The sequence below is a fragment of the Paenibacillus camelliae genome, assembly GCF_023715345.1.
Taxonomy (GTDB): Bacteria; Bacillota; Bacilli; order Paenibacillales; family Paenibacillaceae; genus Pristimantibacillus; species Pristimantibacillus camelliae.
In genome coordinates, this window is sequence record NZ_JAMBNY010000012.1 from 89,993 (window position 1) to 105,531 (window position 15,539).

The following is a 15,539-nucleotide window of genomic DNA, read 5'->3' on the forward strand; positions in this document are numbered from 1 at the left end:
GGCAGCGCATATGCTCCACAGTCAATTTATTAATTTATCATTTTTACTATGCTCTAGGTTCACTTACTTGTGTAATGATATCACTTACAAGCCATTTACCGTTTTCAAGTACTAATGTAATATTACGCCAGTAGTAATTTGGATATAGGTCCTCTGATAAATGAGGGTAGTCTTTATGATAATTAAGTAATGGTTGCTAAATGATGCATAAAAAATTCCATTAAATTACTATACTGTATAAAAAAAGCCTGCTAATCCAAAAAGAATTAACAGGCATTAATATTCTATAATCCTATTCCCACTCAATCGTCGCAGGTGGTTTAGACGTAATGTCATACACAATACGGTTAACGTTATCTACTTCGTTAACGATACGAACAGAGATTTTCTCTAGCACGTCCCAAGGGATACGTGCCCAGTCTGCTGTCATACCATCAATGGATGTTACTGCACGAATACCTACCGTGTAGGAGTACGTACGAGCATCGCCCATAACGCCTACAGACTTCATGTTAGGCAGCGCAGTGAAGTATTGCCAGATCTCACGATCAAGACCTGCTTTTGCAATTTCTTCACGAAGGATATAATCAGAGTCACGAACGATTTTCAGCTTGTCCTCTGTTACTTCGCCAAGTACACGGATCGCTAGACCTGGACCTGGGAACGGCTGACGCCATACGATTTCAGCAGGTAAGCCGCACTCTTCCCCAACCTTACGAACCTCGTCCTTGAATAGAGCTTTTAACGGCTCTACAAGCTCGAATTTAATATCTTCAGGCAATCCACCTACGTTGTGGTGAGATTTGATTGTTTGGGCAGTTGCAGTACCACTTTCTACGATATCTGTGTAAAGTGTACCTTGTGCCAAGAATTTGAAATCGTCGAATTTTGCAGATTCCTCTTGGAATACATAGATAAATTCGTTACCGATGATTTTACGTTTTTGCTCAGGATCATCAACGCCAGCTAGTTTACCTAGGAAACGTTCTTGAGCATCGATTTTAACAACCTTCATATCAAATTTACCAACAAAGGTTTCCATTACGCTTTCAGCTTCGCCTTTACGCAATAGACCGTGGTCGATAAACATACAAGTCAATTGATCACCGATTGCTTTATGAAGCAAGATCGCAACAACAGAAGAATCTACACCACCAGAAAGTGCGCATAGAACTTTTTCGTTTCCAACTTGTTTACGAATGTCAGCAATCGTATCCTCGATAAAGCTTTCCATTGTCCAATTTCCTTCGCACTCACATACGTTATATAGGAAATTACGGATCATCTCATTCCCCTTCAAGGAGTGACGGACCTCTGGGTGGAATTGGACAGCGTAGAAGCGACGTGCTTCATCACTCATCGCAGCGATCGGCGCGTGCTCTGTGCTTGCGTCTACTCTAAAGCCAACAGGTGGCTCAATAACAAGGTCGCTATGGCTCATCCATACCGTTTGTGAGCATTCAAGACCTGATGTAAGTGTGCAATTATCAATAAAGGTAACGTCTGCTTTACCATACTCACGCTTGCCGGCACGCTCAACCTTGCCGCTTAGCTGATGAGACATCATTTGCATTCCGTAGCAGATACCTAAAATTGGAATATTCAAATCGTAAATCGCTGGATCAACAAGTGGAGAATTTTCTTCGTATACACTTGCAGGACCTCCAGAAAATACGATACCCTTTGGATTAATTTCGCGAATCTTTTCAACAGAAGTATTGTAAGGCAATAGCTCACTATATACTCCCAAATCACGAATACGTCTTGCAATCAATTGGTTGTATTGTCCTCCAAAATCGAGAACAACGATGATTTCGTTTTGCTTCGTCATGACCGAGCCTCCCATAATTAATGTGATAATTATAGCTATTTCGATTCCACGTAGTCAAGCAACTTCGACCGTTCTCCACAAAAACGTCGCGAACTACATAAAAAGGTCGTGTTATATGTCAAAACATCGACGTATAACACGACATTCCTTGAATTTTCTGATTTATACATTAATTTCAACCATTGGTTAAATCGAAGAAATTTTATCTCGCTGCCACTGACGTATCAGACTCATATTGCTCGTTGCCAAGAGGCAATACTTGATCCGTATCGACCTTCGAACGAATGCTAGATTTACGACCCTTACCGCTTTTACCACTTAGCCCTTGTAACATGTGGACAAGCTCTGCTGGCTCAGGAGGAGTCATCTGCTTGCTGTAGTAAAACCTTTCAAGCTGAGAGATTAGCTGCTTCAGTGCTTGCTTTTGCGCTTCGCCATCCACACTATCATAAAGCGACTCGAGTCGCTGTCTCCATGTTAAATGTGCCAAATCATCACTAATCCCTCGTTCTAAGGATCTAATGTGACGGGTGATGAGCAGCTCCATCGTATGCTGCAGTCGACTTTGCAGCTTAGGCAGCTCCGCTCTAGCCTGCTGCTGCATGCTTAACCGCTTTTTATTACGCGATGGGTAGCTGATTGGAAGTGCTAACAGCTGCTCATAGCTGCCCAGCAACTGGTAGCCTCGTCGATATCGACGAATTAACCTTTGCTGCCTCATTGGCTGCCATGCCAAGCGAATAACTAGGCTGATCAATGTAAGACCAGCCGCAGCTGCGCCTATTAGCTGCCACTGCATCGGTGTAATGCTGGAGCCGATGCGATATAGCTCTGTCCAGATGCGGTCACCTAGCTGTCCAAGCTGAGAGGCAATACCTGCCGTTGCAGCTTCATCTTCCTCAGCGCCTGGTGTTGGATCAAATGCTACCCAGCCAACGTTAGGGAAATACACCTCTACCCACGCATGAGCATCCTTTGCGCTCACTTTATACTGCGTCTGAACAACACCGCTATCTAGCGTTCTCTCTCCAACTGCTTCTCCCATCTGATAGCCTTTCACATATCGAGCTGGAATATCCTGTGACCTTAACATAACGACCATAGCTGTAGCGAAATGAACACAATAGCCCTTCTGCTGCTCAAACAAGAAATGATCTACGAAATCTTCATCCTCTTGCGGTAGCGAGCTTTTCAAGCTGTATGTATAGTTTTCCTCGAGATATTGCTGGATTGCCATTACTTGATCGTACCTGCTCGTTAAGCCGCCTCCAGATACTTCCTGCGCAAGAGCAATGACCCTTTCCGGCAGCTGCTCTGGCAGCTGCAAGTAGGCTTGAAGCATATCGCTTTCCCACGCACGCTGCGCCAGCTCCTTATCTGGTGCTTCAAGGTCATTGAGTTCCTCTACATTGACGATAGGCAGCTCAGTCAGCACCGAATAGCTTTTTATCGGAGCATCCTTTATAGGGGAATACAGCGTGCCTGTTGCCGTCTCAGTAATATAATTGCTTAGGTTACGCTCAGGATCGCTTGCGATGAGCTCAAGCACAACGCCTTTTGTTCCTGATTGCATTAGCGGCATACCGATCTGAGGCTCAACATAGGAGATTGATTGCTGCAGGCGAATGCGATTGCTGGTTGAACCAAGCTGCGCACCTGCCGTTGCCTCCTCAGGAATTGTGTGTAGAGCAACCGCTCCATTCTGGTCACTCCAGCCCTTGCCTGTATAGGTCGATCTGATCTCAGCGCGCCAATTGCTCCTCTGAGCAGACCAACCGAAAAATACGACCTCATCCGATGTTCTTAGCGTCTGTCCAAGCACGGAATCATCGTGACCGTAGCCTGCCATTCCAACCGCACCCTCTCGATAGCTGCTGCTTGTGACATTTTTAAGCGGAAGGCCGCTTGTCTGCTGCGCCCATACAGAGAGATCTTCAGTAAAGGACGGTGAGAATAGGCTTGACCAAGCAACTGGCTCGCTTCGCTTTTCTTTATTATGACTCATCGCCATCCCTCCAGCGATAATCGTAACGGCAAGCAGAAAAATACTCACATATTGATACCTGACCTGCTTACCCCAGCTAGCCGTTGTTAGCTGCCTGCGCTGAAGCTTCGGTAGAGTTGTGAATGCGACAAGCAGCAATCCTTCAGCAATTGCTCGCAGCATACCCTGCCATATATCAATGCCTAAGGATGCATGCAGTGTAATAAGGTACAGCAGCGTCACAGCTGATAGAGAAAGAGAAAACTGGTAATACCATACAATGGACTGCAGTGATGGCGCCAGCAGCAGCCAACCTGTAAATAGTAGAATCGTACGGATCTCGTCATTCATCGACCATATGCCGTAATGCAGCATATCCTTCACATTTTCAGCCAGTAACGGTCCTAGCTCCATGGCCCATCCAGAAAGCGATTGCTCGTCCCCTTTATAAATGAGAAACATTGCTCCGAGCCCTGTCACTACACCAATCAAGATGAAATAAGCGATTCTCGGCTTAAATAAACCGAATGCAAGGATAATAGCCGTCATCCATATCAGTGCCTGTGGGTGTAGAAGGCTGCTCCATTCCCCTGCACCTACCCAGGGCAAAAGCCACTCCAACAGCAAACCAAATAGTAGCAAGGTCGTGATGACTCGATAGGTAAAGGAGGGCTCTAATGAATCACGCTCCTGAAGCATATCGCTCACTTCCTTTCTCAATCTCAATGACCGGCTGCGGCTTTTCGCAGCTATAACGCCAGACAATTTGAATACCTGCCTGCTCCATTATTTTTTGCTGCTCACGCATTGCATAGGTCATCACTCGATTCGTCGTTACAAACTGCAGCTCTAATCTGCTGCCTTTTAGCAATGCGGCCTCAGCAAGGGCAAGCCAGCCCTCGTTATCCTTCCAAGCACCAGAATAGACAACAATATGTCCACCCGTCGGCAGCAGCATCGACATATGTGCTACTCGATCCTTCATATGCGCCGTTACATCTGGACGTGTGATAGCAAGTAAATATTTAAGCTCAGCGGCACCCTGCTCATCTGTATAATCAAAGCTCCAATTATCGCACAGCACAGAGACTCGTTGACGTTCTCCCGCTTCCACGGTGTCCGCCAAGCACCAGCTGATTAATGAGCCAAACATCTGATCTTGCTGGGCATCGCGATAAGGCAAATCATATTGGTCAAGCACGATGCAAAGTCGTGGTGCCGCTTCTTTATCTTCAGCCATTCGCGTATGCAGTCCTCTACCTCTTGCTGCGGCACGCTGATCAATTCTGCGGTAGCTGTCACCGGCCATATAGGGCCTTGTCATAGCACTCAATTCATCCTCGTTCTTACTTGTAATAGGTTGTTGAGGATGCAGGCTGCTTGTGCTCGGCGGACGATAGCTGCTATCTGCCTGCCTCTTCAGCCATCTACTGCTTGTATGACGCGCAACATAGCTTTCCTCCTCAGGCTGCTCAAGCCTCGGAAGAACAATGAGCTGAGCTTTTTGGATGCGCTCAACTTTTATACAGGTGAGCCCTAACCAGTCCCCGACGCGAATAATGGTAGGGGCAGCGTCATAGTTGCCTCTCTCCATATCTTGGATTCGATAGGTAAGTGACATCGAACGGTGGAATAGTGGCATAAAGCCTGCACGCAGCTTTAGTCGATGATCACGCATCATACTGGTGTTATGAAGCTGATCATCAATCGCGTACCATAAACCAGGGAGCGGCAAGCTGCGTTTCATGCGTACGGAAACCAACAGCTCACCTTGCTCCAGCATCAAAGCCGACATATCGCGCTCATAGCTGAGCTTATATGCTCCAAGCCAAGGAAAGACTCCGCTGAATATGATCACCATAGAAAATGTCGTAAGCAGCAGCCACTCAGGTGCATCACCACGCAGCAGCACAGCCGTTACTGAAGCAAGCCAAAGCAAGATAATGCCGCACCACGCTCCGTAACGTGTTCGATAGCTTGGCTCAAGCTCAATCACATGGCTAACTGGCTCTGTTCTTGTGCTAGCCTTCTCGTTGTCAATGTCACCAGCAGCTATTGCTTCATGCTCACCTATGCTCTCATTGCTCATTGGCATGCTGCTTGTATGATCGTGATCGATTGATTGAGCAACTGTGCTCCAATCTGCATTCGTATTGGCTGTATTCTGACTTGCACTTAAATCTCCATTCGATTGGACAGAAACTAATTTGGCTTCAGAAGCCCTTACTTTTTTCTTTTGGTCTGCCTTCATCTTGCTCTCCCCTTTAAATGGCTAGAGATCGGAATATGCTGCAGCAACCTCATCATCATATCCTGCTTCTGGGCATGAGCTGTCGGATAGCCCCTGAGCTCAATACGATGTGCGAGCACCGTTACGCCAAGCTGTAGTAAGTCATCAGGGACGATAAAGCCTCTATCCTGCATATATGCACTAGCCTGTGCCGCTCGCAGCCAGTCACGCAATGCACGTGGGCTTAGTCCTAGCAATAGCTCTTCGTTGTTCCTTGTTTCTGCAGCAACCTCCGTCATGTAGGCGAGCAAGGATGGATGGATATATACCTGCTGCAGCTCGGCCTGCATCTGCTGCCATTCCTCGTGTGAGATGAGTGCACGCAACAACTCAGGCTGTGGTCGTCTTGATGCAGCGAATTGACCGAGCAGCTCCTGCTCTGACTGCTGACTAGGATACCCGATACTGAGCTGCATCATAAAGCGATCAAGCTGCGCCTCCAGCAGTCGATTCGTTCCTTCATAGCGAATCGGATTTTGAGTAGCGATAAATACAAATGGCTGGGGCAGCGCATAGGTTGTCCCTTCAATACTGACACTACGATGCTCTAATGCTTCAAGCAGCGCAGATTGCGTTCTCGTGCTAGCACGATTCAATTCATCAGCGAGTACCACGTTAGCCATAATAGGACCCTCTCGATATACAAGCCCTCTGCCGCTGGCATCGACAACCATTCCGCCAACAATATCAGCAGGCATAAGATCCGAAGTGAATTGAATGCGATGAAACTTTCCGCCAAGCAATCTAGCAATCGCTGTAGCGAGCATCGTTTTTCCTACTCCAGGTACATCTTCGATTAGTAGATGTCCTCCAGCTAGCAATCCGACCATTACTTCGCGAATCGTCGCTTGCTTGCCTAATAATATTTGTCCGAGCCGTTGCTCCATGCGCTGCAGCAGCACGCTTGGCGGCTGGGCCCAATGAAACTCCGAACGTATAGAAACAGCTTCTTGCTCCGTCATTGGAGCGGCGTTAGAGGAATTAGTCATCGTTGTACCTCCTAGTATCATTTCTACCTCTAGTATCGCCACTCTCTCAATCTTTTAATCAGCTAGAGACGCTGTATTCATATAAAATAGGGCAGCTTAAAGGTCACCTTGAATGCCCCTTAAACTGCCCTAAAGTCTCATATAACGCTAAGCTGCACAGCCCCGAACATTTAGCTCGATGCTTGCTTTCTCAGCAGCTCCATTTTCTCCTTCAATCGCTTTGCTTGCTTTTCATTCAGAACCTTTCGATCCCATTTAATAGATTTCGCTAGTCGAGAGGTAACAGGCTCTGTTTCTTCCGTTATCGCGAGAAATTCATACTTCAGAGATTGAAAATAGTCGATAATGTCGGGTAAGGCAGCTACTGTTTCCGCATGCGTAGCACTGTCATGCAACAGGACAATCATGCGCTCGGCTACAGTCGCCTTCTTAATCTCGGCGATGATTTCTTCTGCGGTCACATCTCGGGAGCGTGAGTCTCCGCTATCCACATTCCAATCGAACACCGCATATCCTGCTTCCTCAACAGCCTTCAAATAGCTGCTGTCGAAATTCCCATGCGTTCCACCAGGCGCACGAAATAAGTAGGGTACCTTACCCGTCGTCTCGTAAATGGTCTCGGCTGTATCGATAACTTGATCGACAAATTGTTCTGGATGCTCATACAGCTCAGGATAGCGATGATTGTACGAATGATTGCCGATGCTATGTCCTTCCTTCACGATGCGTTGAGCAAGCTCAGGATATTGTGCGGTTTTTTCGCCTAGTACAAAAAAAGTAGCTTTAATATTTGAATCTGCGAGCAAGTCCAGAATTGGTGCTGTCAGCTTGCTAGGTCCATCGTCAAATGTTAAATAGACTCGTCCTGCATAGGAGCTGCTTGAATCGGACTGTTTAGAAGGTGCTTCTGACGTCAAGTCTTCCCTATCCCTGCTAGGTTTACATGCTTCATGCTCTGGGCTAAAGCTTTCGGACTGCATCGACAGCTGTCTTAAACAGCCTAGCTGTTCAGCGGCACCGTAATATATTTTTCCCACTGTGTCACGCTGAACGTTTTCTCCACGCTTCACTTGGAGAATATCGGTTGCTTCAAGACGCTGCTTGTTACGTTCTTGTGAGTATTGTAAACGGCTGTCTGTTTCTGCAGATGCCAGTGCTATACCTGTAGCTTCCTGCACCAGCATGTGATTAGCAGGCACAAGGGAGTATAGCTCGCCTATCGTCCATAGCGATGTAGCCATAACTAATGCTATCGCAGCTAGCAACACCCATTTTCTCCATCCTTTGCTCAACTTGCTCAACGACAACGCCTCCTGTATTGAACACTTCCTTCAATATATGAAGTACATGTAGGACGCATGTCTTATAATTCGTATTTACAGAAATATCACCAAAAGAAAAAAACGAGCATAAGAGAGCAGCGCTTACAGCCACATCCCTAATACTCGTTTCTTAATTACTTTATTCTTTATGACTTTTTACTCTTTGCAATTTATTATGCCGACACACGATCAATTGGTCAGTGTTATTCGTTAGCCTTAACGCGTGTAGCCACATTTGTATTTTTAGATCAGTCGTCCCTCTATTGTTTGCTGTGCATCTTAACTGCTTCAAGCACAGCATCGGCATGGCCTTTCACCTTAACCTTTAGCCATTGCTCGATTAGCTTGCCCTTTTCATCGATTAGAAACGTAGAGCGAACGATGCCCATATATTCGCGTCCATATAGCTTTTTCAGCTGCCACACTTCATACTTCTCGCACACTTTATGATTCGTATCTGAAAGCAGTAGATACGGAAGCTCCTTCTTCTCAATAAAATTACGATGTGACTTTTCGGTGTCCATGCTGATGCCAACAACCTCAACACCGAGCTGCTGCAGCTCTGCATAGCGATCACGCAGATCACAAGCTTCCTGCGTGCAGGCAGGTGTCATATTTTTAGGATAAAAGAAAATAACAACCTTTTTTCCACGCTGCTCCTTCAGCGACCAGATGGTACCATCAGACGCAGGGAGACGAAATTGTGGTGCTGTTTTTCCGATTTGTAACATCATTGTAAGTCCCTCCTAAAGAGGAAGTTCTAAAAGTCCCTCTTTGATCACGTTGTAACACTGTAAGCTTATTCGACTTCGAATCTTGAATTCAGCCGGGTCTTCCGGTACTCACGTACCAACTACGTACGCTGCGTTCCTCAGCCTCTAGCTTCTTACAACCTTCTTGGTGCTGAAAGATGAACTTTTTGAACGATTATTGAAGAGGTAGTTCAATAAGTCCCTCTTTGATCACGTTGTAACTCACTGTATGCTTACTCGACTTCGAATCTTGAATTCAGCCAGGCCTTCCGGTACTCACGTACCAACTACGTACGCTGCGTTCCTCATTCCCTAGCTTCTTTCAACCTTCTTGATGCTGAAAGATGAACTTTTTGAACGATTATTGAAGAGGTAGTTCTAAAAGTTCCTCTTTGATCACGTTGTAACTCACTGTATGCTTACTCGACTTCGAATCTTGAATTCAGCCAGGTCTTCCGGTACTCACGTACCAACTACGTACGCTGCGCTCCTCGTTTTCTACTAGCGATCAACCTTCTCGGTGCTGAAAGATGAACTTTTTGAACGATTATTGAAGAGGTAGTTCAATAAGTCCCTCTTTGATCACGTTGCAACACTGTATGCTTACTCGACTTCGAATCTTGAATTCAGCCAGGCCTTCCGGTACTCACGTACCAACTACGTACGCTGCGTTCCTCATTCCCTAGCTTCTTTCAACCTTCTTGATGCTGAAAGATGAACTTTTTGAACGATTATTGAAGAGGTAGTTCTAAAAGTTCCTCTTTGATCACGTTGCAACTCATTGTAGTTATTCGACGTCGAATCTTAACTCGAATCTTGAATTTAGCCTGGCGTTTAAGAGCCCGCTCCACGGTAGCGTTTCACGCCACGATTCCATATGAACAGGCCGATGCCAAGAACAACTAAGCCGACGACTGGTGTTAGCAGCGCTAGCTTAGAGATATCATCTTCCTTTGGCTCGAGAAAATAAGAAGCTGGAATGATGCCAACAAAGGCGAATGGCAATATCCATGTCAATACAAAGCGAATTAGCTTGTTGTATATATTTACCGGATAGCGACCGTAGTTTTGAATGTTATACATGAGCGGTACAATGCCTGTTGGTGAATCAGAATAGAACGACAGCGCACTTAGAGCCGTATAGATACCACCGTATATAAACACTGCGCCTAACACAAGCACAATAAATACGACAATATCGATAGCTTGCAGCGTCAATCCCATCTCTAGCCAGCAAACAGCCATGACGATCATCCCGACAATTGAGCCGAACAAGGATGGCGGGTCCATGTTTTCCAGCAGCACCTGATATAAACTGTGCGCTGGTCTTGTTAGCACACGATCCATCTCACCCTTCACGATGTAACGCTCTCCAAAATTCCATATGTTGAAAAATGTATTGAATACGCCAAACGGTACCATAAAGAAGCCATAGACGAAGATTACCTCAGATTGCGTCCAGCCGCCTAAGAGCGGTGTGTGTTGGAAAACGATAAGTATAAATATAAGGTTCATCCCCTGCTGAAGCAGATCAGAAATTACCTCAATCCAAAAATCAGCACGATAGGTCATCCGACTTTTGACATAGTTTTTTAAGTACTCAAGCATTAGCTTCATATATCGCATGTCGATTAACCTCCCTGCACAAACAGACGTTGTCTAGCTGCCCGCCACATGACCACAATCGGAATAAGCAGAACAACAAGCCAAACAAGCTGAATAATAAATACAGAGCCTGCTTCAGCCAGTGGTGTACGTCCAGTGAAAATTGAGCTTGGCAAATAAGTGATGGCTTGAAACGGAAGCCAGTTCATCACCGAGGATAGCCAGCCTGGAAAGAAAGCAATCGGTATAATTACACCTGAAAACAAATCAACCATGACTCGCTTCATGCGCATAAGCCCCTCATTGTTCTCGACAAAGAAAGCAAACAGCCCAGTCATAATATTAAGCTGTGAATTAATAAGGAAGCTGAACACGAGCATCGCAAGATACGTTAACCATACGACTGGATCTGTCGGTAGATCGACAGGGAATATGAAGCAGACGATAGCTAAGCCTGGAATCATAAATAATAGAAAACGGAATAGTCCTTCCCCAAAGCCTTGCATTAATTTGACGATCAGATAGTTGTATGGACGAATCATTTGAATCGCTACGCTGCCATCACGAATTTCATTGGCAATATCGCGATCGAGATTATTGAAGTAAAAGGCTCTTGCCATCCAAGATATCGCTAGATAGGTCGTCATCTGATCGATAGAGAACCCTGCCAGCGTCTCCTGCGAGCCGTAGATGGCCTTCCATAAAAAATAATACGCACCAATATTAATGGCATAAATAATTATTCCACTATAATAATTTACGCGATAAGCAAGCATCATTAAAAATCGCATGCGGATAAAATCAAGATAAGCAGACATCATGACAGCACAGACTCCTTCTCTTGGACGTGATCCGCCTGTGTATTGTCCTCGCTCTCCTTCACCTCTGCTGAGCCTGTTTGATAAATTCCACGTACGATATCATCCGTGTTCGTCTCAAATATTTTAATATCGCGAATTTGCGCTCCGCCAACAACAAGACCCATCGCTTCAGAGAAATTTACCTCGTGCGGTACGAATAACGTTGCGGTAAATTCATTCTCTCTCGTCCAAGCTACATTCATCGTGCTCGTAAGCTGGTGTAGTCTGCTAATTGACATTGCCTCACCGAACTGGAACTGAATTTCGCGTCCTTTACTCCACGTCGTTTTCAGCTCCTCCAGTCCTCCATCATAAATGATCGAGCCGTCATCAAGCATAATGACGCGAGAGCATAGCGCCTCGATATCCTGAAGATCATGCGTCGTCAGCAATATCGTTGTTCCTTCTTGCCGATTCATCTCTAATAGAAAGTCTCGAATTTCTGTTTTTACGACAATATCGAGTCCAATCGTCGGCTCATCGAGAAATACAATAGCCGGATTATGCAGCAGCGATGCAACAAGCTCACATCTCATCCGTTGCCCAAGACTTAGCTTGCGGACCGGACGATTCAACAATTCTCCGAGATGAAGTCGTTCGACCAATTGATCTAAGCGCCGATTAAAGTCGTTTAATGGCACATCATATACCTTGCGCAGCAGCTGGAAGGACTCTATCACTCCGATATCCCACCATAGCTGAGAACGCTGACCAAATACGACACCAATTCCTTTAACAAACTTCTCACGATCTCGATGAGGCACATAGCCATTAACGTTAAGCTCTCCTGAGGTAGGAACGAGTATGCCTGTCAGCATTTTAATGGTCGTTGATTTCCCTGCCCCGTTCTCACCAATATATCCGCATATTTCGCCTTGCGGGATTTGGAACGTAATATCATTAACTGCCGTGACATGTGTATATTCACGCTTAAATAAATCCTTGAATGCACCAGACAGACCTACTCTGTTCTTCTGCACCTTAAACTGCTTACGCAGGTCTTTAACATCTATTGCTAGCATATGACAATGATAGCTCCTTTCATCGACATTTCCTGGGAAATATTATGGTAATACGAAAAACTTGCAACAACTTGTCTACTGCCATTATAATTTGGTGATATGTAATCATACAAAAACTTCTAGCTAAATGTAAATGTTGTTCAGGTTCAAAATTTTGGCGATTACAAAGCACTCGGCGCTGCTTTGATCAAGAGTAGACTTTTTGAACAACCTATAGGCAAACATAGTGGTGATTCAGTAATATGACCATGAACTAGTTTACCATAAAAGTAGCGATGAGGTTGTCTATGATACGCATGAACATTATACACAGATATTGAAAGGGGACCAAACACGCGATGCGTACTCGGTCAAAAAAACGCAAATCAAAGTGGTTATTAACAATTATTCTTATCGTCATAGCACTTATTATTGGAGCAGCAGTTTATTGGGGATCAGGTGTTTTTAGTTCACTCGATGGACTACAGAAGGACTTAAAAGACTCCTTAATTAATCCAGAGAAGCCAGCCATCGAAGTCGAGGTACCAAAATGGGAAGGCAAAGAACGAGTGAACATTTTACTATTAGGCGGTGACGCTCGAGAGGCAGAGGAAAATGAGATGGCTCGCTCTGACTCGATGATCGTCGCATCCATCGATCCTGTTACGAAGCAAGCCAATCTGTTCAGTATTCTTCGTGATACGTACACAGACATAGAGGGCTACGGTAAAGGGCGAATTAATACAGCGATTACGCTTGGCGGAGCACCGTTAGCGATGCAAACTATTGGAGACTTGCTTGATCTAGAGATCCAATACTATCTGTATACCGATTTCGAAGGCTTCAAAGCACTAGTCGATGCGATTGGCGGCGTATATTATACGGTAGAAAAAAATATGAAATATACCGATAATGCCGACAAAAACCGCTATGATATCGATCTAAAAGAGGGCTACCAGCTGCTTGATGGCGATAAGGCGCTACAGTATGTCCGTTTCCGTCATGACGCCATGAGTGATTATACGCGCACAGAGCGTCAGCGCAACTTCTTAATGACCGTTGCGAAAGAAATGCAATCGACTTGGAATATTATTCGCATGAAGGAAATTATCGATAGCGTCTCACCTTATATCGATACTAATATTAGTGTGAATGATATGCTGAAGCTTGGTCAGCTGGGAGTAGGCCTACAAATCGGAGATAGTGCACAAATTCCTCCGTTTGACCTGCTTCGTGAAACGACAGTAGGTGGTGCTTCTGTATTGGGCTACTCAAGCAAGGAAGACATTCAAGGCTATGTCCAAGAGGTGCTAACACCAAAGCCTGATCCAACCAATGATCCAGATGCTGCACTTAGCGACGCTGATGCACAAGCCGATGGGGCAGATAGTGCAGGCAGCACGAACTGACATTAACAAACTCGGCTTAGAATATGTTAAACTAAAGAGCAGTGATGCTCTATCATTACACGCAAAGCAGGAGCGATCAATCGCTCCTGCTTTTATCGTTGTTGGACTGAGCCAATCCCTTATGTAAAAGGAGAATATTTATGTTAAACGAAAGAAAACGCTCAGAGCAGCTTTATGAGGAGGCTCTGCAGCATATCGTCGGAGGAGTCAATTCTCCTTCGCGTTCATATAAGGCTGTCGGGGGTGGTGCACCCGTCTTTATGGAGCGCGCACAAGGCGCTTACTTCTATGATGTCGACGGCAACAAATATATTGACTACTTAGCAGCCTATGGTCCGATCATTACCGGACATGCTCATCCTCACATTACTGAAGCGATTATTAAAGCTGCAACTAATGGTACGCTTTACGGTACACCGACAGAGCTTGAAATCCATCTTGCTAAAATGCTCAAATCTGCGATTCCTTCGATGGACAAGGTCCGTTTTGTAAACTCGGGAACTGAAGCCGTAATGACGACCATTCGTGTAGCACGCGCATATACCGGAAGAAACAAAATTATTAAATTTGCAGGATGCTACCATGGTCATTCAGATCTCGTGCTTGTCGCTGCTGGCTCCGGTCCATCGACACTGGGCATCCCTGACAGTGCTGGTATTCCTACTAGCATCGCACATGAGGTCATTACCGTTCCTTACAACGACATTCCTGCTTTGAAGGAGGCTTTGGAGCGCTGGGGAGATGAAACCGCCGCGGTTATGATCGAACCGATTGTTGGTAACTTCGGCATGGTTATGCCACATCCAGGCTACTTAGAGGCTGTATGCTCTTTGTCTAGAGCAGCAGGAGCACTAGTCATCTACGATGAGGTCATTAGCGCATTCCGCTTCCATTACGGCTCATCTCAAACGTATGCTGCTTTCCCTGACCATCAAGCAATCGAGCCGGATCTTACCGCTCTTGGGAAAATCATTGGCGGTGGTCTTCCAATCGGTGCTTATGGCGGACGCAAGGATATTATGGAGAAGGTTGCACCGCTGGGCCCTGCTTATCAAGCAGGAACGATGGCAGGCAACCCTGCATCTATTTCTGCAGGTATCGCATGCTTAGAGGTGCTGCAAACTCCAGGCATCTATGAGCGCATGGATCAACTAGCGACTAAGCTTAAGCAAGGCTTGCTCGATGCAGCTAAGCAGTCTAATATCGCATTAACCGTTAATCAGATCCGCGGCTCGTTATCGACACACTTCTGTAATCATGAGGTGACAAACTACGATCAGGCACTTGATACCGACGGTGAATTGTTTGGACGATTCTTTAAAGGTATGCTCGAGCGCGGCATTAACCTTGCACCTTCGAAGTATGAGGCATGGTTCTTAACGACAGAGCATACTGAAGCAGATATTGATCAAACGATCGAAGCGGCACACGAGGTTATGTCGAAACTATAGTAGAAGCAGGTCTGTATTGTATTGAGGTTAACTGAATAAACTAAA

11 protein-coding genes are annotated in these 15,539 nt (G+C 45.6%); 2 read left to right on the top strand and 9 right to left on the bottom strand.

What is annotated here, in order from left to right; genetic code table 11:
• Positions 1 to 292 precede the first annotated feature (292 nt).
• From guaA to M3180_RS17225, 9 genes are all read right to left on the bottom strand, one after another.
• Entirely contained in the window at positions 293 to 1,831 is a 1,539-nt protein-coding gene (guaA, locus tag M3180_RS17185; protein ID WP_251669741.1) for a glutamine-hydrolyzing GMP synthase, read from the bottom strand.
• A 202-nt stretch (positions 1,832 to 2,033) separates the two neighbouring features.
• Positions 2,034 to 4,514 carry a transglutaminase-like domain-containing protein gene (locus M3180_RS17190; protein ID WP_251669744.1) on the bottom strand — a complete coding sequence of 827 codons (2,481 nt, stop codon included), beginning with the start codon at positions 4,512 to 4,514 and terminating at the stop codon, positions 2,034 to 2,036.
• A complete protein-coding gene (locus M3180_RS17195; protein WP_251669746.1) occupies positions 4,498 to 6,066 on the bottom strand; it encodes a DUF58 domain-containing protein in 1,569 nt (522 codons plus the stop codon). The genes M3180_RS17190 and M3180_RS17195 overlap by 17 nt, the downstream gene beginning before the upstream one ends.
• The gene (locus M3180_RS17200; RefSeq protein ID WP_251669748.1) at positions 6,063 to 7,094 is read right to left on the bottom strand and encodes an AAA family ATPase; all 1,032 of its coding nucleotides are present in this window, start codon (positions 7,092 to 7,094) and stop codon (positions 6,063 to 6,065) included. Before M3180_RS17200 ends, M3180_RS17195 begins: the two co-directional genes overlap by 4 nt.
• Positions 7,095 to 7,264: 170 nt before the next feature.
• Complete coding sequence (locus tag M3180_RS17205) at positions 7,265 to 8,395, bottom strand: polysaccharide deacetylase family protein (RefSeq protein WP_251669750.1); 1,131 nt, start codon at positions 8,393 to 8,395, stop codon at positions 7,265 to 7,267.
• Positions 8,396 to 8,676: 281 nt separating this feature from the next.
• Positions 8,677 to 9,150: a thioredoxin-dependent thiol peroxidase gene (gene bcp / locus M3180_RS17210; RefSeq protein ID WP_251669751.1), complete on the bottom strand. Its 474-nt coding sequence runs from the start codon at positions 9,148 to 9,150 to the stop codon at positions 8,677 to 8,679.
• An 852-nt stretch (positions 9,151 to 10,002) separates the two neighbouring features.
• Positions 10,003 to 10,794: an ABC transporter permease gene (locus M3180_RS17215; protein ID WP_251669752.1), complete on the bottom strand. Its 792-nt coding sequence runs from the start codon at positions 10,792 to 10,794 to the stop codon at positions 10,003 to 10,005.
• 5 nt (positions 10,795 to 10,799) lie between these two features.
• Positions 10,800 to 11,594 carry an ABC transporter permease gene (locus M3180_RS17220; protein ID WP_251669753.1) on the bottom strand — a complete coding sequence of 265 codons (795 nt, stop codon included), beginning with the start codon at positions 11,592 to 11,594 and terminating at the stop codon, positions 10,800 to 10,802.
• Positions 11,591 to 12,655: an ABC transporter ATP-binding protein gene (locus M3180_RS17225; protein WP_251669754.1), complete on the bottom strand. Its 1,065-nt coding sequence runs from the start codon at positions 12,653 to 12,655 to the stop codon at positions 11,591 to 11,593. Before M3180_RS17225 ends, M3180_RS17220 begins: the two co-directional genes overlap by 4 nt.
• Positions 12,656 to 12,993: 338 nt before the next feature.
• Here M3180_RS17225 and M3180_RS17230 point away from each other — a divergent pair, with 338 nt between their 5' ends.
• Together M3180_RS17230 and M3180_RS17235 are read left to right on the top strand one after the other, a co-directional pair.
• The gene (locus M3180_RS17230; RefSeq protein ID WP_251669755.1) at positions 12,994 to 14,043 is read left to right on the top strand and encodes an LCP family protein; all 1,050 of its coding nucleotides are present in this window, start codon (positions 12,994 to 12,996) and stop codon (positions 14,041 to 14,043) included.
• A gap of 140 nt (positions 14,044 to 14,183) precedes the next feature.
• Positions 14,184 to 15,494, top strand: coding sequence for a glutamate-1-semialdehyde 2,1-aminomutase (locus tag M3180_RS17235; RefSeq protein WP_251669756.1), 1,311 nt, complete (start codon positions 14,184 to 14,186; stop codon positions 15,492 to 15,494).
• The last annotated feature ends 45 nt before the right edge of the window (positions 15,495 to 15,539 follow it).

Bases quoted from the DNA above. Each gene is read 5' to 3' on its own strand.
- guaA (WP_251669741.1), bottom strand. From the start codon at position 1,831: ATGACGAAGCAAAACGAAATCATCGTTGTTCTCGATTTTGGAGGACAA.
- M3180_RS17190 (WP_251669744.1), bottom strand. From the start codon at position 4,514: ATGCTTCAGGAGCGTGATTCATTAGAGCCCTCCTTTACCTATCGAGTC.
- M3180_RS17195 (WP_251669746.1), bottom strand. From the start codon at position 6,066: ATGAAGGCAGACCAAAAGAAAAAAGTAAGGGCTTCTGAAGCCAAATTA.
- M3180_RS17200 (WP_251669748.1), bottom strand. From the start codon at position 7,094: ATGACTAATTCCTCTAACGCCGCTCCAATGACGGAGCAAGAAGCTGTT.
- bcp (WP_251669751.1), bottom strand. From the start codon at position 9,150: ATGATGTTACAAATCGGAAAAACAGCACCACAATTTCGTCTCCCTGCG.
- M3180_RS17215 (WP_251669752.1), bottom strand. From the start codon at position 10,794: ATGCGATATATGAAGCTAATGCTTGAGTACTTAAAAAACTATGTCAAA.
- M3180_RS17220 (WP_251669753.1), bottom strand. From the start codon at position 11,594: ATGATGTCTGCTTATCTTGATTTTATCCGCATGCGATTTTTAATGATG.
- M3180_RS17225 (WP_251669754.1), bottom strand. From the start codon at position 12,655: ATGCTAGCAATAGATGTTAAAGACCTGCGTAAGCAGTTTAAGGTGCAG.
- M3180_RS17230 (WP_251669755.1), top strand. From the start codon at position 12,994: ATGCGTACTCGGTCAAAAAAACGCAAATCAAAGTGGTTATTAACAATT.
- M3180_RS17235 (WP_251669756.1), top strand. From the start codon at position 14,184: ATGTTAAACGAAAGAAAACGCTCAGAGCAGCTTTATGAGGAGGCTCTG.